The organism is Pseudochrobactrum sp. B5, from assembly GCF_001939785.1.
Classification (GTDB): domain Bacteria; phylum Pseudomonadota; class Alphaproteobacteria; order Rhizobiales; family Rhizobiaceae; genus Pseudochrobactrum; species Pseudochrobactrum saccharolyticum.
The window spans coordinates 193,715-213,525 of sequence record NZ_MOYL01000002.1 but is presented as its reverse complement, the minus strand read 5'-3'; the positions used below and the strand labels follow the sequence as shown (position 1 = coordinate 213,525).

At 52.1% G+C, this 19,811-nt stretch carries 18 protein-coding genes; 8 read left to right on the top strand and 10 right to left on the bottom strand.

Annotation, left to right across the window (positions count from 1 at the left end; genetic code table 11):
• Positions 1–154 precede the first annotated feature (154 nt).
• From BKD14_RS07520 to BKD14_RS07510, 3 genes are all read right to left on the bottom strand, one after another.
• Complete coding sequence (locus tag BKD14_RS07520; protein WP_075654947.1) at positions 155–1,480, bottom strand: TRAP transporter large permease subunit; 1,326 nt, start codon at positions 1,478–1,480, stop codon at positions 155–157.
• Positions 1,477–2,037 carry a TRAP transporter small permease subunit gene (locus tag BKD14_RS07515; protein WP_075654945.1) on the bottom strand — a complete coding sequence of 187 codons (561 nt, stop codon included), beginning with the start codon at positions 2,035–2,037 and terminating at the stop codon, positions 1,477–1,479. The genes BKD14_RS07520 and BKD14_RS07515 overlap by 4 nt, the downstream gene beginning before the upstream one ends.
• Before the next feature lie 129 nt (positions 2,038–2,166).
• Positions 2,167–2,940, bottom strand: coding sequence for an N-formylglutamate amidohydrolase (locus BKD14_RS07510; RefSeq protein ID WP_075655727.1), 774 nt, complete (start codon positions 2,938–2,940; stop codon positions 2,167–2,169).
• A gap of 216 nt (positions 2,941–3,156) precedes the next feature.
• Here BKD14_RS07510 and BKD14_RS07505 point away from each other — a divergent pair, with 216 nt between their 5' ends.
• Both BKD14_RS07505 and BKD14_RS07500 read left to right on the top strand, forming a co-directional pair.
• Positions 3,157–4,002 carry a MurR/RpiR family transcriptional regulator gene (locus tag BKD14_RS07505; RefSeq protein ID WP_022711948.1) on the top strand — a complete coding sequence of 282 codons (846 nt, stop codon included), beginning with the start codon at positions 3,157–3,159 and terminating at the stop codon, positions 4,000–4,002.
• A gap of 265 nt (positions 4,003–4,267) precedes the next feature.
• Positions 4,268–5,503, top strand: coding sequence for an MFS transporter (locus BKD14_RS07500; RefSeq protein WP_075654943.1), 1,236 nt, complete (start codon positions 4,268–4,270; stop codon positions 5,501–5,503).
• Between the two features lie 76 nt (positions 5,504–5,579).
• On the opposite strand, the gene BKD14_RS07495 is transcribed toward BKD14_RS07500, so the two are convergent.
• Positions 5,580–6,683, bottom strand: coding sequence for a branched-chain amino acid ABC transporter substrate-binding protein (locus BKD14_RS07495; RefSeq protein ID WP_022709445.1), 1,104 nt, complete (start codon positions 6,681–6,683; stop codon positions 5,580–5,582).
• A gap of 116 nt (positions 6,684–6,799) precedes the next feature.
• Complete coding sequence (locus BKD14_RS07490) at positions 6,800–9,421, bottom strand: PAS domain-containing sensor histidine kinase (RefSeq protein WP_075654941.1); 2,622 nt, start codon at positions 9,419–9,421, stop codon at positions 6,800–6,802.
• Between the two features lie 551 nt (positions 9,422–9,972).
• Between BKD14_RS07490 and BKD14_RS07485 the strand changes: the two genes are divergently transcribed.
• On the top strand, positions 9,973–11,124 hold the full coding sequence (locus BKD14_RS07485) for a flagellar biosynthetic protein FliO (RefSeq protein WP_075654939.1): 1,152 nt from the start codon (positions 9,973–9,975) through the stop codon (positions 11,122–11,124).
• Positions 11,125–11,219: 95 nt separating this feature from the next.
• Here BKD14_RS07485 and dksA read toward each other — a convergent pair whose 3' ends face one another.
• Positions 11,220–11,636 carry an RNA polymerase-binding protein DksA gene (gene dksA, locus BKD14_RS07480; RefSeq protein WP_022709440.1) on the bottom strand — a complete coding sequence of 139 codons (417 nt, stop codon included), beginning with the start codon at positions 11,634–11,636 and terminating at the stop codon, positions 11,220–11,222.
• A 474-nt stretch (positions 11,637–12,110) separates the two neighbouring features.
• On the opposite strand from dksA, the gene BKD14_RS07475 reads away from it, so the two are divergent.
• The 4 genes from BKD14_RS07475 (at position 12,111) to BKD14_RS07460 (ending at position 16,165) form a co-directional block, all read left to right on the top strand.
• The gene (locus tag BKD14_RS07475; RefSeq protein WP_075654937.1) at positions 12,111–12,635 is read left to right on the top strand and encodes a histidine phosphatase family protein; all 525 of its coding nucleotides are present in this window, start codon (positions 12,111–12,113) and stop codon (positions 12,633–12,635) included.
• 172 nt (positions 12,636–12,807) lie between these two features.
• Positions 12,808–14,283: a YcjX family protein gene (locus BKD14_RS07470; protein ID WP_075654935.1), complete on the top strand. Its 1,476-nt coding sequence runs from the start codon at positions 12,808–12,810 to the stop codon at positions 14,281–14,283.
• Positions 14,284–14,292: 9 nt separating this feature from the next.
• A complete protein-coding gene (locus BKD14_RS07465; protein ID WP_022709437.1) occupies positions 14,293–15,348 on the top strand; it encodes a TIGR01620 family protein in 1,056 nt (351 codons plus the stop codon).
• A 280-nt stretch (positions 15,349–15,628) separates the two neighbouring features.
• Entirely contained in the window at positions 15,629–16,165 is a 537-nt protein-coding gene (locus tag BKD14_RS07460; RefSeq protein WP_028233258.1) for a hypothetical protein, read from the top strand.
• 48 nt (positions 16,166–16,213) lie between these two features.
• Here BKD14_RS07460 and BKD14_RS07455 read toward each other — a convergent pair whose 3' ends face one another.
• The 4 genes from BKD14_RS07455 to folP all read right to left on the bottom strand — a co-directional run bounded on the left by BKD14_RS07455 (position 16,214) and on the right by folP (position 18,813).
• Entirely contained in the window at positions 16,214–16,879 is a 666-nt protein-coding gene (locus tag BKD14_RS07455; protein ID WP_075654933.1) for an O-methyltransferase, read from the bottom strand.
• Between the two features lie 68 nt (positions 16,880–16,947).
• On the bottom strand, positions 16,948–17,475 hold the full coding sequence (gene folK / locus BKD14_RS07450; RefSeq protein ID WP_075654932.1) for a 2-amino-4-hydroxy-6-hydroxymethyldihydropteridine diphosphokinase: 528 nt from the start codon (positions 17,473–17,475) through the stop codon (positions 16,948–16,950).
• Complete coding sequence (gene folB / locus BKD14_RS07445; protein ID WP_022710840.1) at positions 17,472–17,834, bottom strand: dihydroneopterin aldolase; 363 nt, start codon at positions 17,832–17,834, stop codon at positions 17,472–17,474. The genes folK and folB overlap by 4 nt, the downstream gene beginning before the upstream one ends.
• Positions 17,835–17,946: 112 nt before the next feature.
• Positions 17,947–18,813 (bottom strand): dihydropteroate synthase, encoded by an 867-nt coding sequence (gene folP / locus BKD14_RS07440; protein ID WP_075654931.1) that lies wholly within the window; start codon positions 18,811–18,813, stop codon positions 17,947–17,949.
• Between the two features lie 193 nt (positions 18,814–19,006).
• Here folP and BKD14_RS07435 point away from each other — a divergent pair, with 193 nt between their 5' ends.
• A complete protein-coding gene (locus tag BKD14_RS07435) occupies positions 19,007–19,642 on the top strand; it encodes a DUF922 domain-containing protein (RefSeq protein ID WP_075654930.1) in 636 nt (211 codons plus the stop codon).
• Positions 19,643–19,811: the final 169 nt, after the last annotated feature.

The window sequence follows — 19,811 nt, the reverse complement described above, 5'->3', positions numbered from 1 at the left end:
GGGCAGTTTCTGAGAAAAGTGGTAACCGGTTTTCCGCCAATTTTCTCAGTTTGAAACTGCGATAACAAACTACTTCACATTCAGTTTTGGTTCCCTTCACCGCAGTTTTGGCTTGTTGCCTTTTTTTGAACTGCGTTATGCACTTCACACTTTATCAGCGTCCCGAATACCAGTTTGGCAGCCACAGAGCGATCTGCGGGAAGATCATCAGAATGATGACCGTCAGCACCATCAGGAAGAAGAACGGAACGATAGATTTATAAATATCAACCATGGTCACGCTGGACGGTGCGAGCGCCCGCATCATGAACAGGTTATAGCCGAAAGGCGGGGTGATATAGGCAATCTGACAGGTGATCGTGTAGAGAATACCGAACCAGATCGCATTGAATCCGAGGCTTTTAACCAGCGGAATATAGAGCGGTGCCACGATAACCAGCATCGCCGTGTCATCCAGAAACATGCCGAGCACAACAAAGGACAGCAGCATCAGGATCAGAATTGTCCATGGCGACAGATCAAATGTACCGATCAGCAGTTTTTCAATCGCCTTTACCGCGCCAAGACCATCATAAACGGATGAGAAGCACAGCGCCGCGAGAATGATCCAGAGGAACATACAAGAGATCATCAGCGAGTTGCGGGTTGTGGTTTCCCAAACTGCTTTGGTCATCCGCCCTGTGAACAATGCCGCCAAAGTTGCCAACAAAGCGCCGACTACGGAGCTTTCAACCAGACTGGTTACACCGGTCAGAAACAGCCCCATCATTGTGCCGAAAATAATCAGAGGCAGCAGACCGGCGCGCAGCGTTGAAAACTTCTCCGCCCAAGTAATGCTGTCCAGCTCTTCTTTAGGCAATGTTGGCCCGAGCTCAGGATTAATCCGGCAGCGGATATAGATATAGACTGCAAATAATGTGGCCATCAGCAAGCCCGGCCCGATACCGGCCAGCCATAATTGCAGCACCGGCTGACGCGCAATCATCGCATAAAGCACCAGCACCACGCTCGGCGGGATCAGAATACCCAGCGAGCTACCCGCCTGAATAACGCCGGTCACCATAATCTTGTTATAGCCGCGCTTCAGCAGCTCCGGCAGTGCCACCGTTGCACCAATGGCCATACCGGCCACACTCAGGCCGTTCATAGAGGAAATCACAACCATCAGCCCGATGGTACCAAGTGCCAGACCGCCGCGAATACCGCCGAACCAGACATGGAACATGCGGTAGAGATTGCTGGCAATGCCGGATTCCGAGAGCATATAGCCCATAAACACAAAGAACGGCACGGTAATCAGAGGATACCAGTTCAGCACCGCAAAAGTGGCATTGAACGGCATTTCAAACGCGCCGTTACCCCAAAGCAGCAGCGCCGCCAGCGAACCGACAAAACCGATCACACCGAATACGCGCTGCCCTGTCATCAGCAGCACCATCATTGTGGCAAACATGAAAAGAGTAATGAATTCCGAACTCATACAGTTTGCCCTTCCTGCGGTGCGGCATCAGGTATGTAAGCAGCAGGTTTGATCGGCGTGCCGCGCCAGATCGCGAAATCTTTGATAAGATTGGATATGCACTGCAGCAGCAGCAGGAAAACACCGAGCGTCATCAGCGTTTTGATCGGCCACAGCACCGGAGCCCATGCCGTGTAATTGCGCTGATTATAGACATAGGCGTATTTGGTGCTGGAAAGCCCGCCGGCGAACATCACAACGAGATAGAAAATCACGCAGAGAATGGTAATGACATCTGTCAGCGCCTTCTTCTTCGGCGCAAAACGGTCATAAAACAAATCCATCCGCACATGAGCGCCCTGCTGCATCGCATAGGCACCGCCCAGCAGATAATAGGCCGAGAGAATGAACTGGGACATTTCCAGCACCCAGTTCACCGGCGCGCCCAGCACAACCCGCGAAAAGGTGGAGTAAAGCAGGCAGGCTGCCATCAAAAAGATGAGATACATCGCACAGCGACCGACCCGATAATTCAGCGCATCGACATATTTTACGAAGAGTCTGAGTATTTTCGGCACTTTTTTGTTCCCGTTGTTTTAGGCGTTTTATGGCCGGTTTTCCGGCTCTTTTGCCTGTATTCACCAGTTACCTGTTTCCCTTAAATCCCGCCTGCTCCTCAACAGAATGCGGTTAAGGTCATCATCTCCTCACTTCAGCTCAATTTCCTGTAAGATTGATGACAGACGGGCAGCCCAAAGCGCCTGCCCTTTCTCGTCAGCAATTTCATTATTACGGATTTCCACCATCGCGCAGAGATCACCGCGTTTACGCGCATGACATTCCACGGTGTAATAAACACGATCATCCGGCGAATAAGGCTGGTTCACGCCAACATTGACACCTGAGCTTTCGCCGTCTTTGCGCAAACCCGCGATCATACGCGCACCCAGCCTGTCATCAGCATCATGAATGATCCCGATTTCCCATGGCCGCCCGACACCTTTATAAACCGGCGTATAGGAGTGAATGGTTATAACGCGGCTTTCCTGTCCGCGTTTTTTGCGCGCCTTAATAACTTCTTCGATTTTATCGTGAAAAGGCTTGTGCGACAGGGATATACGCTCCTGCCGCTCTGCCTCTGACAGATTGTGATTGCCCGGTATCACCGTAAACTCACTGATCTCAGGAATAAGATCCGGCGCGGAAAGCGGCCGGTTACAATCAATCAGCAAGCGGGAAAGACCGGCCTCAACAAGCGTAGCATCCAGCGCTTTGCTCATGCGTCGCGCAACCTCAGCTGCACCCGGATCCCATGCAATATGGGCGGACATATCAGCCTCGCTCAATCCGAGGCGTGCAAATCTCTCCGGCATAAAATTCGTGGCATGTTCACAGATCAGCAGATACGGGCTTTCACCCCGCTCGTTGAGAACAGTGACAGCCGGTACATCGCCACCGGCATCAGAATAACGGGTATGCATATCATTGCCGTGAGAATCGCGAATTTCCGCCATTCTTCCCCCCTCATGCGAGTAAATTTTATCATTTACACATGTAACTTATGTTACGTTATTTTTTATTTCGCACTATTGTGTATCATCTCATACGCATTATTATCTTTTGTCAAATAGTATTTTTAAATGGGTTGAATCAAAAAGCGGGCCATTCAGTCCACTGATGCAAACAGGTGTTTTATGATGAACAATTTCACCAGTATCGCCGAACTGATAACCGAGCGGATTGACACAATGCCTCCGGGTGAGCGCAATGCCGCACAAACGCTGATTGCCAGCTATCCGATGCTTGGCCTTAAAACCGTTGCCGAATTTTCTGCTCAGGCAGGGGTAAGTTCCCCGACTATTCTGCGGTTTATCAACCGGCTCGGTTTTCAGAATTATTCCGATTTTCAGGCGCGTTTGCAGGATGAACTGGCCGCTCAGCTGCAATCTCCCCATAACCGCAATGAAAACCGGCAAAGCCAGCCGGACACCGATTATCCGGCAGTCGAACACAGTCTTGAAAATATCCGCGAAACTTTCCGCCATATCAGTGAGAAACAGTTAAGCGATATCGTCACTGCGCTGGCCTGCGCACGCGGCAATATTTATCTGATCGGGGGGCGTTTTACCGATCCCATTGCGCAATATATGGCTGCGCATATGACCGTGATCCGCCCGCATGTTTTCCACCTGTCGGGGCAGGAAAGCGCATGGCGTGACAGGCTGCTGGATATGGGCAAAAAGGATATATTGATTGTCTTCGACATCCGCCGCTATCAGGACAGTCTGCTGCATCTGGCTGAAACCGCCAAAAGCCGTGGCGTTGATATTGTGCTGATAACGGATCAGTGGCTGTCGCCGATTGCCCGTTTTGCCCGTCATGTGATTGCAGGGCGCACCGGCGTTCCCTCGGCATGGGATTCTTCCGCCGCGTTGTTTGTACTGGCGGAAAGCATCATTCGCGAAATGACCATACAGCTGGAACAAGACAGTGCCGCGCGCATTAAAGAACTGGAAGGTCTGCGCTTCAGAAACCGGCCATAATAAGCTTCACATTTCTCCGGTAGAGATTTTTATAAAAACTCTTTTCTTCCAACCATGCATCTTTCGATGTAATGGGAAGGCGACAAAAATTCAGATGAACCGCGCGTGTGGGAGGCACAAACGGATTTGGCTGACTTCCTCTTCAGGCCGGATCACGCCCTGAGCTTTTAAAATAAACGCACATAATGAGAGTTGCCTCAGACACTTTCATTTGTGTCCGCCCCCTATCAGAAACAGTCGCACATGCTGTTTCAGGAAAAATGAAATGACAGATTCCTCCCCCGCCATGGTGCTGGACGCGCCAGCTCTGGCCGATGCTGAAACATCTGCTACAAGCGCAGATACAACAAATTTCAAACTGGTTTTGCTGGCACTGGCAATGGGTGGCTTTGCTATCGGCACCACCGAATTTGCGGCCATGTCCCTGCTGCCTTATTTCTCCGCAGGCTTAGGCATTGATGAGCCAACCGCCGGTCATGTCATCAGCGCCTATGCGCTGGGTGTGGTTGTCGGCGCGCCAATTCTCGCTGTCTTCTTCGCACGTATGTCACGCCGCACGCTGGCTATGGGGCTGATGGCTGTATTTGCCGTCGCCAATGTGCTCAGCGCTCTATCGCCTTCTTATCACTGGATGCTGCTGTTTCGCTTTATGAGCGGCCTGCCGCATGGCGCTTATTTTGGTGTGGCCGCACTGATGGCCGCCTCACTGGTGCCAATGAACCGCCGTGCATGGGCTGTTGGCCGTGTTATGCTCGGCCTGTCTATCGCAACCGTAATCGGTGTGCCTTTTGCCACATGGCTCGGGCAAAATCTCGGCTGGCGCTGGGGTTTCGGCGTTACCGGTATTCTGGCCACGCTTACTTTTCTGATGATTATGGCTTTTGCCCCGAAAGACCCGCCACGCCCCGGCGCCACACCGCTGCGTGAACTGGCCGCTTTGAAGAACCGTCAGGTCTGGCTGACGCTTGGCATTGGTGCTGTCGGTTTCGGTGGTCTGTTTGCAGTCTATTCCTATATTGCCTCCACCCTGCTGGAAGTCACCGGTGTTGCGCCCTATTGGGTTCCGGTTGTGCTGACTGTTTTCGGTGCGGGTATGACCTGCGGCACGCTGATCGGCTCTTGGGGTGCTGACCGCGCTCTGATGCCGACTGCCGGTATTCTGCTGCTGTCAAATGCAATCTTTCTGGCAATCTTCCCATTCGTGGTGATGAATGTCTGGATTTTGACCGCGCTGGTTTTCCTGATCGGCTGTACCGGCGGCCTCGGAACTGTCCTGCAAACCCGTTTGATGGATGTGGCGCAGGATGCTCAGACCCTTGCCGCAGCGCTTAATCACAGTGCCTTCAATGTTGCCAATGCCCTTGGCCCGTGGCTGGCTGGCCTTTCCATTGCCGCAGGCTATGGCTTTGCCTCTTCCGGTTTTGTCGGCTGTGCACTGGCGCTGGGCGGTCTCATCATCTGGGCAATTGCCCTGTGGGATGCACGCCGCAGCGGCACCTGAGACCATAAATACAACCAATAAAAAAGCCGGCAGAACCATCGTTCTGCCGGCCTTCTCTTTAGCTCAAAAGACCTGATTAATTGGCAACGATTTTGCCGTCTTCCCATTTATAGACCACGAAGGTCGGGGAAGTCAGATCGCCGTTTTTGTCATAAGTCAGGTTACCGATAATGGTTTTGGCTTCCAGACCGTCATGCAGAGCCTTGGCAACGGCTGCCGGATCATCGGCTTTACCGACTTTCTCGATACCGTCCTTCAGCACCTGAACAGCAGCATAACCATTCAGTGTGAACACTTCCGGCGCAATATTCTTGGCCTTCAGCGCGTCCACAGCTTCAGCAGCAGCAGGGTTCTGCGTCACATCAACAGCATTGGTGAAGAGTGTGCCTGCACCGGTTTCACCGGCAATCGCCCAATATTCAGTATTGGACAGGCCTTCACCACCGATCAGCAGGAGTTTCACGCCCTGATCTGAAAGCTGACGGGACAGAAGACCGGCTTCCGGATGATAACCACCGAAATACAGCACTTCCACGCCGCTGTTTTTGATCTTGCTCACCAGTGCGCTGAGATCTTTTTCACCCGGTGTCAGGGATTCATACAGAACCTCTTTCACACCGGCCTTGTTCAGGCTGTCTTTGAAGCTGTCTGCAAGTCCCTGACCATAAGGGGCTTTATCGTGCAGAACACCGACTTTTTTGTCAGCCAGATTTTTCGCCACATATTCAGCAGCAACAACGGCCTGCTGGTCGTCACGGCCGCAGGTACGGAAAACATTTTCCAGACCGCGATTTGTCAGGTTAGGTGAAGTTGCTGTCGGTGTTACCATAACCACACCGGCTTCAGCCAGCGCATCGGAAACGGCCATTGCCGAACCGGAGGTCACAGGACCAACAACAAATTTAACGCCGTCACCGATCAGCTGGTTGGCGCCGGAAACACCCTGTTTCGGATCTGCCGCATCATCAACAAGCTTCAGAACGACTTTCTCACCAAGAATACCGCCGTTTTTATTGATATTTTCTACAGCGGTTTCGGCACCGTTTTTCACCTGAATACCATAGGCAGCCACGCTGCCGGTAACCGGTGCGATCAAACCAATGGTGATATCAGCCTGAGCCTGGGAAGCAAACGCAAGTGTTGCAGCAAAGGCTACTCCGGATAATAAAGACAGACGCATTTCTTCCTCCAATACAGTCCCCAACGGGACAGTTAAAACATAAGCCCCGTATACGCATTAATGTTGCGCACCGGTTCAACCTCGCCCCCCGCCTGTCCCAATAACTGGTCAGACACTCAGTCTTCTTTCTCCAGCATCTCCTTCACAGCGGTTGCCAGCTGCTTCAGGGAGAACGGCTTCGGAAGGAACCCGAATTGAGCATCTTCAGGCAGATTCTTTGCAAAAGCATCTTCAGCATAGCCTGAAACGAAAATAAACTTAATGTTTGGATAGGATTTGCGCAACTCTCTTAACAGCGTAGGACCATCCATTTCCGGCATAACCACATCGGAAACGATAATATCGACCTTGCCTTCCAGTTCTTCCAGCACTTCCAGCGCTTCAACGCCGGACGAAGCTTCATGAACTGTGTAACCTCTGGTCTGCAATGCGCGGACACCGCCCATACGCACCGCATCCTCATCCTCAACCAGCAACACGGTTGCGGAACCGGACAGATCAGCCTGTTTTTCTGCTTTCTTTTCAACGGCAGCAGGCTTTTTGGCGACCACAGCCTGCTCATCAGGCTGACCATTGGCATCCAGTACAACCGGTGCTTTTTCTTCAATGAAACGCGGTAGATAGATACGGAAGACCGTGCCTTTACCCAGTGTCGAGTCACAGAAAATGAAACCGCCGGTCTGTTTGATAATGCCATAGACCATCGACAGACCGAGACCTGTGCCCTTGCCTACTTCTTTAGTCGTAAAGAACGGCTCGAAAATCTTGGCAAGAATATCCGACGGAATACCTGTGCCCGAATCTTCAACTTCATAGAGCACATAATCGGCCTGCGGCAATTCGCGATAGCCAAGCGCAACAGTCTCGGCTTCTTCAACATTGCGGGTGCGGATTGTAATCGTTCCGCCATCCGGCATCGCATCGCGGGCATTGACCACGAGATTGACTGCAACCTGCTCAAACTGACCAAGATCAGCTTTCACTGGCCACAGATCACGGCCATGTTCAATTTTCAGGGCAATATCCGTACCGACAAGACGCGCCAGCAACATACGCAGGTCAGCCAGAACATCGGTGAGATCAAGCACTTCAGGACGCAAGGTCTGACGGCGCGAGAAAGCCAGCAACTGGCGCACCAGCGAGGCGGCACGGTTGGCATTCTGCTTGATATTCATAATATCAGGGAATGACGGGTCAGACGCACGGTGATTACTCAGCAGCAAATCCGACGACATGATAATAGCTGTCAGCACATTGTTGAAGTCATGGGCAATACCGCCTGCAAGCTGGCCGACAGCCTGCATTTTCTGGCTCTGCGCCATCTGGCCTTCCAGCGCCTTCTGCTCTGTGGTCTCCACCGCAGAAACAATCGCGGCTTCTTCTATCGCCTCGCCGCCAATGTCAGACACCGGACTGACATAGAAACGGATATGGCGTTCATCATTGCCCGGCAGAACCGTATCAATCGGCGAGATCGTTGCCTGCCCCGCAAAAGCGGAGGCCAGCGCACGGGAAATCGTCTCACGGTCACGCGGATGCACCACGCTTTCCAGAGAAATCTGTTTATCCAGCGTATCGCGATCCACATCAGAACCGAAAATATCCAGAAAACGTGCATTAGTCGAAAGAATACGGCCATTCACATCCACCGAAGCAATTGCCATCGGTGCGGAATTGAAGAAGCGGGTAAAGCGCACTTCGGCGGAACGCTGCGCAGCGGAGGAATCATTACCCTCGGCGCGGTTCAGCACAATGGTGCGGCTGGTGCCGCGCGAACCGTCACGCGGCTGCTGCACACGGTGATAAAAGCGCACAGCAAGGCTCTGGCCGTTGCTCTTTGTCAGATCAAGATCAATCACCGTATTGCGGCTGGAGCCCGGATCGGCACGAACCGCATTAATCAGCGACATACCGTTACCGGCAACAATATCCTGTAAGGTCAGCGAACCGGCGGTGAATTTGGTGAGATCAATCCCCAGCCATTCAGCCAGCGTGGCATTGATATAAATGATGCGGCCTTGCGCATCGGCCGAGAAAAATCCGGCAGGCGCGTGATCCAGATGGTCGATTGCTTCCTGCAAATCCTGAAAAAACCGCTCCTGCTCAGCACGCTCTTCCGAAATATCGGTAATCTGCCATGCAAACAAAGGTCCTGCGGTTTCGCTGAGCGGATTGGTCTGCGGTGCAATCACCGGCCGTGCTTTCACGCGATACCATGCAGCGGCTTCCATCCCCTTCGGCGAGGCACCGGTGAGACGGATTTCTTCCTGTGCGGCCAGACCATCACGCACAGCATTGTTCAGACGGTAAACCGCTTCAAGCGCCGAAGGCTCTCCGGCCAGTACAGCATCAAGCGTCGGTAATTCTGCCGCATTATCCGCCCCCATCATCTGTGCATAGGCCTGATTGGCATAGACAATATGCCCTTTGGCATCGGTGATTACCGTACCTTCAGGCATGGAATCCAGCAGCGTATCAACCACATCGTCATGATCTTCACGCGGACTGAACTGGATCAGGCCGGTTGCCCAGCCGATCAGGCAAAAAACACCCATAATCGACAACAGACCGAGCAGGATCAGCAAAAAGGCATCACCCAATTGTTCACGGAACACAAAATACAATCCCGCTACGGCAATCAGCAGAATACCCAGCGTCAGCAATCTGAGTGCAGCGGGGTTTTTCTTGGCAGGAGCGGTGGTTTTCGGAAAAGAATGCGTCCGTGATGGCTGAGACATAAGCCCCATTATCCCTTTTCTTGCGCCGTAACATCGGCGGTTCAGCAGATCCGTCGCTGATGCGTCGTCCGCAATTTCGGGCATCGGCCTATCGGATCAGGCTTGTGATATCAGGCCTGAACAATTCTGATAAAGCGTAGCCTTATGAGGTTTTTCAGAATTATGCTTTAGAGTATTTCACAGTCAAATGGAATTATCTCATAGTGCCATTATTGCCTGCACAGTCTTCACAAGCCATTAATTCCGGACTGTTTTCTTGTTAAATTGCGCATTTTAAAGACATAAATACCAATTATGACAGGCGTCAGTCACGGGCATTTTCAAGCCGATAAATATGTTTTAAAGTTTCATTCAGCTTAAAGATTTACTTTCCGGGCAATATGCGTTTTTACAAATGCAGATTATGCTCCGATTTTTTACAGGATACCGGTTTCAAGCGCCCGTTACGGCCTGAAAACCGTGTTGAAAAACAAGCCGATTATGCAATTTGTCTGATTATGCGTTTATGAAACGCTGCAGAAATTGCATGATTCTTATAAGGACGATTAAATATGATGGATTGGCTGAGCGGGCTGGTGGGCGAAAATACAGCTCATATAATCAGCTTTATCGGGCTTTTTGCACTGTTTCTGGCAGGTGTTTTTGTTGTTTTTGCTGCTATCAAGCGCATGACAGCCGGAACCTATGTGACCAAAAACCATGATGCGGCTCCGCGCCTGACCGTAACTGATGCCGCCGCCGTTGACGGCCAGCGCCGCCTCGTTCTGGTGCGCCGCGATGATGTGGAGCACCTGATCCTGATCGGCGGACCATCCGATATTGTGATTGAGCAGAATATTACCCGCCATCAACGCGATCAGCCTGAACAGGCAACGCCCCGCGCCCGTCCGCTGGAAGAACTGGCACCGGCTACGCCGGTTACTGCAGCAATCGTTGCTGCACCTGCAGCACCGCAAATATCTGCGGCGATTGCAACGCCGGAACTCAATATTGCACCGGCTGATATTATCTCAGCCGTACCGGCCTATAAGCCGGAAGCAGAAGCCGCACCTGCACAACAGCCGCGCCCTGCGGCGACCGCTGCTGCGCAAACACCTGTTGCCGCGCCAAGCCAGCCTTTGCAAACCCATGCGCAGCAGGTAGCGGCTGCCGCCCGCCAGCAACAGCAGCGCCAGACTCCGGCTGCACGACCGGCAGAAACAGCACCAAAGCTGCATCCGGTTTATCCGCTGGGTCAGGTCTCTCGCGGTGTGATTGCAGCAACATCCGGTCTGGCCGCCGCAAGCAATGCAGCGCAGCAGGAGCTGATTGCTGCTGCCAAGCGCGATAATCGCAGCGCCTCACCTTCGCTTGATGATGTGCGTCCGGGTCCTGATGCAAAAACCGCAGAAGGCACACCTCTGGTCTTGCAACGGGCAACTCCGCAAATCGCACGCCCTGCACAGCAGGAACCATCCTTCAGCGCCGCGCCTGCTCCGGCTGCCAAGCCTGTAGCGCAGCCGAATTTTGAGCTTGATCTTGAAAGCGCGGTTGCAGATGCCCTGTCTGACAAGGACTTGTCAGCTGACAATGAAATTTCCTTTGAAGATTTGCTCTCGTCCGAAATGGAACAGCATTTCGCAAGCACGGAAAAAGCGGAGCCTGCTGAAAAACCGCAATCGAGTTTGCCAGCCGGAATGCTTGATATTTCCCCGCGCAAATAAGCTCCGAAAAACAGATAATAAAAAAAACGCAGCGCCCTCCAGCACTGCGTTTTTTAATTTCTCGCGAGTATGTGCGAAGCACAAAACCCTATAATTTAGTCGTCGCGATAAACTTTTTCACGACGCTCGTGACGTTCCTGCGCTTCGATCGACAAAGTAGCAATCGGACGGGCATCCAGTCGCTTAAGGTTGATCGGGTCGCCGGTTTCCTCACAAAAACCATAGGTTCCTTCATCAATACGAAGCAAAGCCGCATCAATTTTGGAGATTAGCTTACGCTGGCGGTCACGGGCACGCAGCTCGATAGACCGATCCGTTTCTGATGAGGCCCTGTCAGCCAGATCAGGATGATTAGCATTTTCACGCTGCAATGCTTCCAGCGTTTCGCGTGCTTCACGCAAAATGTCATTCTTCCAAGCGATCAGCTTGGCACGGAAATATGACTTCTGCCGTTCATTCATGAACGGTTCGTCATCCGTGGGCTTGTAGTTAAGGTCGATTAATTCACTCATTTTGAATCACCCCACACCTAGGAGACGAAGCGCCTTATAGGTCTATAAGCGACACGATACAACCTGAAAAAACAGCAGTTCAAGTATTTTCAACCTGCACCTGAAAAAATAGCCGCATTATCCTAAAGTCATATAAGCAGATATCTGCAAATTTTAAAATCGAAGATACCGCATCAACTTAAGTAAAACAAAATTTTCACATGACACTATTTTAAAATATCAATGTATAAAAATAAAAACCTAAAAATTAACGATATAATTACTCAATATTATATCCTGATTTACAGAATTTTTGCCGCCACAACCTCCGGATAAATTTCTTTTTTGATATATTTCCCTCTCAATCCGGCAATAACTTCAAAAACAATACGCTGCTGACATAACAAACAAGTTACCCGAAATCCGCTTTCGGCACTTATTTTTAGCCTGTTCAGCACCCTATCTTTTCAGTGCAAAACCTGCAAAATTGCCAATATGCGCACAATCTTATTCCTTCGCCATGCCCAAGCCGTTCTGCCTGACAGCAGCGGAAAAGATTTTGACCGGCGCCTGAATGCGGCCGGTGAGACCGATGCTGAAAATCAGGCAAAGCGCCTGATCAATGCAGGTATTCTGCCCGATTTTATCCTCTGTTCTCCGGCAGCACGCACGAGACAGACGGCAGATATTTTCAAAACTGCCCTCGCTAATGCACTCCCCGCGCATCCGGTCACATTGCAGGAAGCCCCCTCGCTCTATCGTGCAAATGCCGCCGGTTACATTCAGGAAATCCGCAGTCAGATACCGAATACATCCCGATGCGCCCTGATTGTCGGACACAATCCGAGCATTGAAGATTGCGCATTGCTGTTTGCGCGTAGCAGCCATCAATTTGAACAGCGGATTGGCTATGGCTTCCCTACTGCTGGACTGGCCGAAATTAAAACACAGGCAGATTTTTCAGCCTTCTCTCCTGAAAATGCACAACTGACAGCCCTTTACCTTCCGCATGAAGATTAAGGGCTTACCGGCTGTTTATAAAACATAATTGTCCGTGATAATGCGAATATAAATCAGCATAATGGTTTAACGCCCTGCAATTACGGATTTCACATCCTATATTCAGGGAGCTGCGTTAAACATCATAACGTATTGCGCTTAGCGAATATCAACAGTCTTTACGGGGGCATCTTTGGCCAGACTGACCACTTTAACGGATGAAGCCAAAATTGCTTTTGATACATTGATGGAGCGCACCGGCAGCTTGGTAACACCGTCACTGCGCCTTGGTGTTACAGGTCTTTCCCGTGCCGGTAAAACCGTTTTCATCACCTCACTGGTGCATAATCTGGTACAGGGCGGACGCCTGCCCTTGTTTGATGCCTATGCATCCGGCCGTATTGCCCGCGCCTATCTCCAGCCGCAGCCGGATGATGCCGTCCCGCGTTTCCAATATGAAGATCATCTGGCGGCATTGGTAAAAGACCGTATCTGGCCGGATTCCACCCGTGCGATTTCCGAATTACGCCTGACAATTGAATATCAGTCGGCTTCCTCATGGGGGCGCATGCTTTCTGCGGGCAAGTTGTCGATTGATATTGTCGATTATCCGGGAGAATGGCTGCTCGACCTGCCCCTGCTCGGCAAAAGCTATGCCGAATTTTCCCGCGATTCCTTTGCCCTTGCCAATGAGACAGCACATCTTGGCTTTGCCGGAGACTGGCTGCGGGAAGCTGCAACGGCTGATGCGCTGGCTCCTGCTGATGAAATGACGGCGCAACGGCTGGCACGCAGTTTCACCGATTATCTACGTGCAGGCAAATCCGATGAACAAGCATTATCTACCCTGCCACCGGGGCGATTTCTGATGCCCGGTGATCTGGAAGGCTCTCCGGCTCTCACCTTTGCGCCTTTGCCCGACCTGCCTGAAGGCAGTTTCAAAACCGGCTCACTGGCGGCGATGATGGAGCGGCGTTATGAATCCTATAAAACCCATGTGGTGAAACCATTCTTCCGCGAGCATATTGCCCGTCTTGACCGTCAGATTGTGCTGGTTGATGCAATGCAGGCGATTAATGCCGGTGGTGCTGCTGTACGCGATCTGGAGCGCGCACTCACCGAAATCCTCGCCTGTTTCCGTGCAGGACGCTCCAATATTTTCACCGGTCTGATCCAGAAGCGTATCGGCCGTATTCTTATTGCGGCCACCAAAGCCGATCATCTGCATCATGAAAGCCATAACCGGCTTGAAGCCATCGTGCGCAGACTGGTTGATCGTGCCGCCAAAAATGCGGACATGTCCGGCGCTGAGATTGATGTTCTGGCCATGGCCGCGGTGCGCGCCACCCGCGAAGCGACAGTCAACCAGAATGGTGATACATTACCGGTCATCGTCGGCACTCCGCTGAAGGGCGAAGTGATCGACGGTGAAGTCTTTGACGGCGAAACGGAAACTGCGATTTTTCCGGGTGATCTGCCGCACAATGTGCAGGCAATTTTTGACCAGCCGGAATTATCACCACGCGACCGTGCGCATGAAGCACCGATCCGCTTCGTCCGTTTCAGGCCACCGGCGATTAAAGCGGATCTGGATGGTATTCATCTCTCGCTTCCGCATATCCGCCTTGACCGCGCCATGCAGTTTCTGCTCGGCGACCGGCTGGCATAAGGAGCAGTCATGTCGGATAAGCCAAGAAAACCCACGAGCTTTAGCGTAAACCCGCAGGCAGATGAAAGCCAGCCGCAGGCACCACGCAAACCGGTTGCCATCCGCGACCTGTCCGCAGTCACGGCAGAGCCGGTCGATGTGTTCGAGCAGGAGGCGATTGATGCCGGTGCGCAACTGACCCCGCCGCCTGCAAGTCTCCTCAAGCGGCGCTTTACTCTGCGCAGTGTGTTTTTCACTGCACTGGGCCTGTTACTCAGTTTTGCCGTCGGTATCTGGACGGAGGATCTGATCCGCGCCATGTTCAGCCGTGCCGACTGGCTCGGCTGGCTCACATTCGGCGTTGCACTCATCGCCCTTGCCTCACTGATTGCACTGGTGGTGCGCGAAGGACTGGCATTGCGCCGCCTCTCCGCAGTGCAGGAACTGCGCTTCGCAGCAGCAGAGGCCACCGAGCGCAATGATGCGGAGAAAGCCCGCAAAGTCACAGACAGGTTGCTGGAAGTGGCAGCCAGCCTGCCGCAAACCGCACGCGGACGCACGACATTAGAGGCATTGCGCGGTGATATTATCGACGGACGCGATCTCATCCGCATTACCGAGCGGGAAATTCTGCACCCGCTGGATCGTGAAGCGCGGATGCTGATCCTCAACGCTGCGAAACGCGTTTCTATCGTTACAGCCGTCAGCCCGCGCGCTTTAGTGGATATTGCCTATGTGATCTTCGAATCATCGCGGCTGATCCGCCGCCTCTCCGAGCTTTATGGCTGCCGTCCGGGTTCTTTAGGCTTTTTGCGGCTTGCCCGCAGTGTGATTGCCCATCTGGCGATTACCGGCACCATCGCCATGGGGGACAGCGTGGTTCAGCAATTGCTGGGTCAGGGTCTCGCCTCGCGCCTCTCGGCCAAACTCGGTGAAGGCGTGATAAACGGCATGATGACCGCACGGATCGGCATTTCCGCCATGGATATTGTGCGCCCACTGCCGTTTGATGCGGAAAAACGACCGAATATCAGTGACTTTGTCAGCGATATCGTAAAAGCCACAACTCAGAAAAAACCACTCTGAAACCTGTTTATCCCTTGTTTTAATCATGCTAAGCATGTCGCAGCTAAATGGGTTCATTTAGCGTTTGCGAACATGCGACAATTAAAAAACTCTAGAGCGAACACCATGAATTTCCTAAAATTCAACACGCTCTAGAAACCAGCTGTTAACCATTCCGGCCGATTATAAGGGCTGGTTTTGGTATCTTGTTTGACAGCATTTCGCGCCCTGAAAAGTGATGATGCAGGTCCTGCAAAGAACTGAAAAGCCGCCCTCAAACTATCCGGAACAGAGTTCTGTTATGATTACACGTGCCACTGCCGCCTGCCTTATTTTATTCGCTTCTGCGGCCAGCACTGTTTCTGCGCACGCATCGGATAAAGACGAAGCTTTCTTCCGCAATGTCGAAGGTCAGTGGAGCGGCCCCGGTGAAGTTGTTGCCGGTAAATATAAGGGCACGAAATTCGTCTGCAATCTCTCCGGCACCACGCCGGATGGCAACATTGGCATGACACTCGACGGCACCTGCCGCGTCGGCGTCTTTTCCCAGCCGATGAAAGCAACTGTAGTGCGCACCGGCAAAAGCTATAGCGGCACTTTCAATGACGGCGCTGAAGGCAAAGGCCTGAATGTAACGTCCGGCTCGGTCAACGGTAACCGCGTAGTGCTGTCACTGGCACGCAAGCAGCTCAACGGCGCGATGCTGGCACGCGTCACCGACCAAAACACCATGAATGTTACCGTGTCGGTCAAAGTTGAAGATACAATGGTACCGGTTGTCGGCATGAGCCTGAAACGCGTTGACGGCGGCACCGTCAGCAGCATTGCACGGAATTAGACCCCAGCCCCGACAGTTTCACTCTCGGGGCATTTTTATATCAGGAAATCACTTCACAATCGCCAGCGTAAAACCGTCCCAACCTTTGGAACCTACGGTTTGCAAAGCTGTTGCCTCAAGGCGCGGCTCGGCCGCCATCATATCAAAAAACCGCCGGACACCGATCACATTGGCATCCTCCGACTGCGGATCAGTCACAGCACCGTTGCGCACGACATTATCGCCGATAATGACTGTTCCTTTGCGGGAAAGTTTCAGCGCCCATTCCAGATAGACCGGATTATTCGGCTTGTCGGCATCGATAAAAATCAGATCAAACGGCGCGCGATCCTGCAATTGCGGCAAGGTTTCCGCTGCCGCACCAATCAGAATTTCTATCTTTTCCGCAACACCGGCGGCATCAATATTCTGCTGTGCGACTTCGGCATGTTTTGCGGAATATTCCAGCGTCACAACCTTACCGCCCTCAGGCAGCGCCCTCGCCAGCCAGATTGTGCTGTAGCCACCGAGAGTGCCGATCTCCAGCACATGTCTGGCACCGCACATTTGTGCAAACAGATTAAGCAGCTTGCCCTGATTGGCCGCCACATCATGGTTCGGCAGCCCTGCATCCGCATTGCGCTGCAACACGGCATCCATTACCGGATCTTCCGCAATCAGCTTCTCAGCCATATAGGCATCAACCTGTTTCCACTGATCTTCTGACTGGTACATAATCACTCCTGAATTTTGAGCAGTTTGATACCATGCCGTAAAGACAGCAGAATGACAGTAACGGGATTTTACAGTCCCGTATCCTGCCACCAGCGATGGCCATAGCTCAGGCGCTGTATCTCACTACTGTCAACTTTTTGCAGGAGGTCAGAAACAATCTCGCCGCGAATTTTCAACTCCGGAGCAATTGTTGCCAGCGGCACCAGCACAAAAGCACGCTGCTCAATGCGCGGATGCGGCAAAATCAGATCCGGCATTTCCAGCGCAAAAACGCTTTCGTAAGCCAGCATATCAATATCAATCGTGCGCGGTCCCCAGCGCTCACTGCGCACACGCTTCAACCGCCGCTCAATCGTCTGGGTCACTTCCAGCAATTCCGGCGGTGTTAATATCGTCGAGATTTCAGCACAGGCATTATAAAACCAGTCCTGATCGGTATTTCCCCAAGGCGGTGTACGGAAAACCGGCGAAACGGTTATAACCCTGACATCCTGCCGTTCATCCAGCAGTTGCAGCGCCTGTGCCATTGTCTGCACAACATTTCCGATATTACCGCCCAGACACAGCCAGGCTTTGTGAACCTCGCGTGCTTTCATCTATGCGGCCACCCGACCGTCACTTCAACATAATCCAGCACACCGGCAACCGGCGCATTCGGTTTACGCACGGTAATCTCTGCATGTTGAATTTGCGGAAATGCATCGCACAGCGCCTTGGCAACATCCAGTGCCAAAGCTTCAATCAGATAGCGGCGGGTGCCCGTAATAATCTTCTCGATCATGGAGAAGACAATACCGTAATGCACTGTTTTATCAATATCATCATTATCCAGCGAGTCGCCCGGATCAACCGTCAGCGCGGCATCCACATAGAAACGCTGGCCGAGCTTTTCTTCTTCTTCAAAAACGCCGTGATGCGCAAAAAACGCGCAATTTTTCATACGGATCGTGTACAAAAAGCCCTCATTTCTTTACTTTTTCGTTATGAAACAGCTGTTCACAACCAAAGTTCATAATCGTCAGCCATTCATTCGTCAGCAGACTATACCGCAATTCTGAAAAACCGGTTCACGCTTTTTTTGTAAGAGCTGCGGCATTTAAAACCGCATCCGCCATCATCAGCGCATCACGGTTCAGTGCAACATTGTGCACCCGAAAAATATCCGCACCGCTGAGACGCAGCATAACACTGGTTGCCGCTGTTGCCGCATCTCTTTCAGCGGCAATTTCACGACCACTAACGGCACCGGTGAAACGCTTGCGGGAGGTGCCGACCAGCCATGGCAGGCCAAAACTCTGCAACTGCTCAAATCGTGCGATCAGCTCCACATTCTGCTGCGTGTCTTTGGCAAATCCAAAGCCCGGATCAAGCATGATCTGCCGCCGATCAACACCCGCAGCAGACGCGATTTCCAGAGAGCGCTCTAAAAACACATGCTGATCTTCAATCACATCAGCGGCAACGTCTCTGTCCCGTCCGGTATGCATAATCACCAGTCCAGCACCGGTTTCAGCCGCAAGATTGGCAATATCAGGCTCTTTCTGCAATCCCCACACATCATTCACAATATGCGCGCCTGCTGCGACTGCCAATTTTGCAGTCTGCGCCCGATAGGTATCGACAGAGATCAGACATTCAGTTTCCCGCGCCAGCGCTTCAATCACCGGCAATACGCGATCCTGTTCTTCCTGCGCAGTCACAGTCGCTGCATCAGGACGGGTCGACTCGCCGCCCACATCAATAATCACCGCACCGGCATCCAGCATGGCACGGGCGGAACTCAGCGCTGCATCGAGCGTCTTATGGCTGCCGCCATCGGAAAAAGAATCCGGCGTAATATTGAGAATTCCCATAATTACTGACTGAACACCCGTTTCAAGAACGCGTCCGTGCGCCAGTCGCCATTCTCTTTTTATAGGGAAACTCTTAATCATATTCGGAATTAACCTTTTAAAATTGCTTTGCTTTCCAAACCAGCCATAAGTTCTTTACACATTTCATGGACTGATAAAAGCCAATGGCTGATAACAGCATAATGCAGCAGAAGACAATTCTGCCGTAATTTGTGCTACAACCGGTAATTTCTGAGTGCTCATTCCGTGAGCGCCCGCAATAAAGGAACAGACAATGTCCGGCAAATTTCTCGCGCTTACCCTCACCGGTCTGGTTCTGTTATCCGGCACGCTCGCCTCTACAACGGCAGATGCGGCCTCAGTGACACGGAAATATCGCTATTTTCCGGTTTATGGCACGACGGCAGAGCAGCTGGACAAATCTCTGGCTAAGAACGGTCCGAAACTCAATAATGGTGGTGAAAGCCATCCGGGCGCGACAAAGATCGCTTTTGATGCCCGTGTAAAATACCGCTCTGACGGCAAATATTGCCGTGTCTCAGATGTGCGCGCCAATGTGACCGCCACTATTTCACTGCCAAGCTGGCAGAGCCGTCGCCGTGCCAGTGCCGACACAAGAATGGTCTGGGATGTGCTGGTGAAAGATATCCGCCGTCACGAAGAAAGCCATATCATCATCGCCCGCTCCCATGCTTCGGAACTTGAGCGGCAGATCCGCTCCATGCGTAATGAGCGTGACTGCGCAAAATTGCGCGCCAATGTCGACAAGATCACCGACCGGATTTTTGCGAAACATGACAAGGCGCAGCAATATTTTGACCGCGTGGAAACTATCAATTTTGAATCGCGGTTTGAAAATCTGATTACCAAAAGCCTTGAGAAACGCCTGCGGCAGCAGAAGAAATCCTGAGATAGTTTCAGACAAAGAAAAAGCCCTGCATCACAAATGCAGGGCTTTTTTTATTTTAACTCACATTCAAGCGCCGACGTAAAAAAGTGTCAGGCCGTGGCGAAAATGGTGATTTTTGAGAACCGGCGCGGAGCGTACTTAAAGTACGTGAGCACCGGAAGCGTAAAAA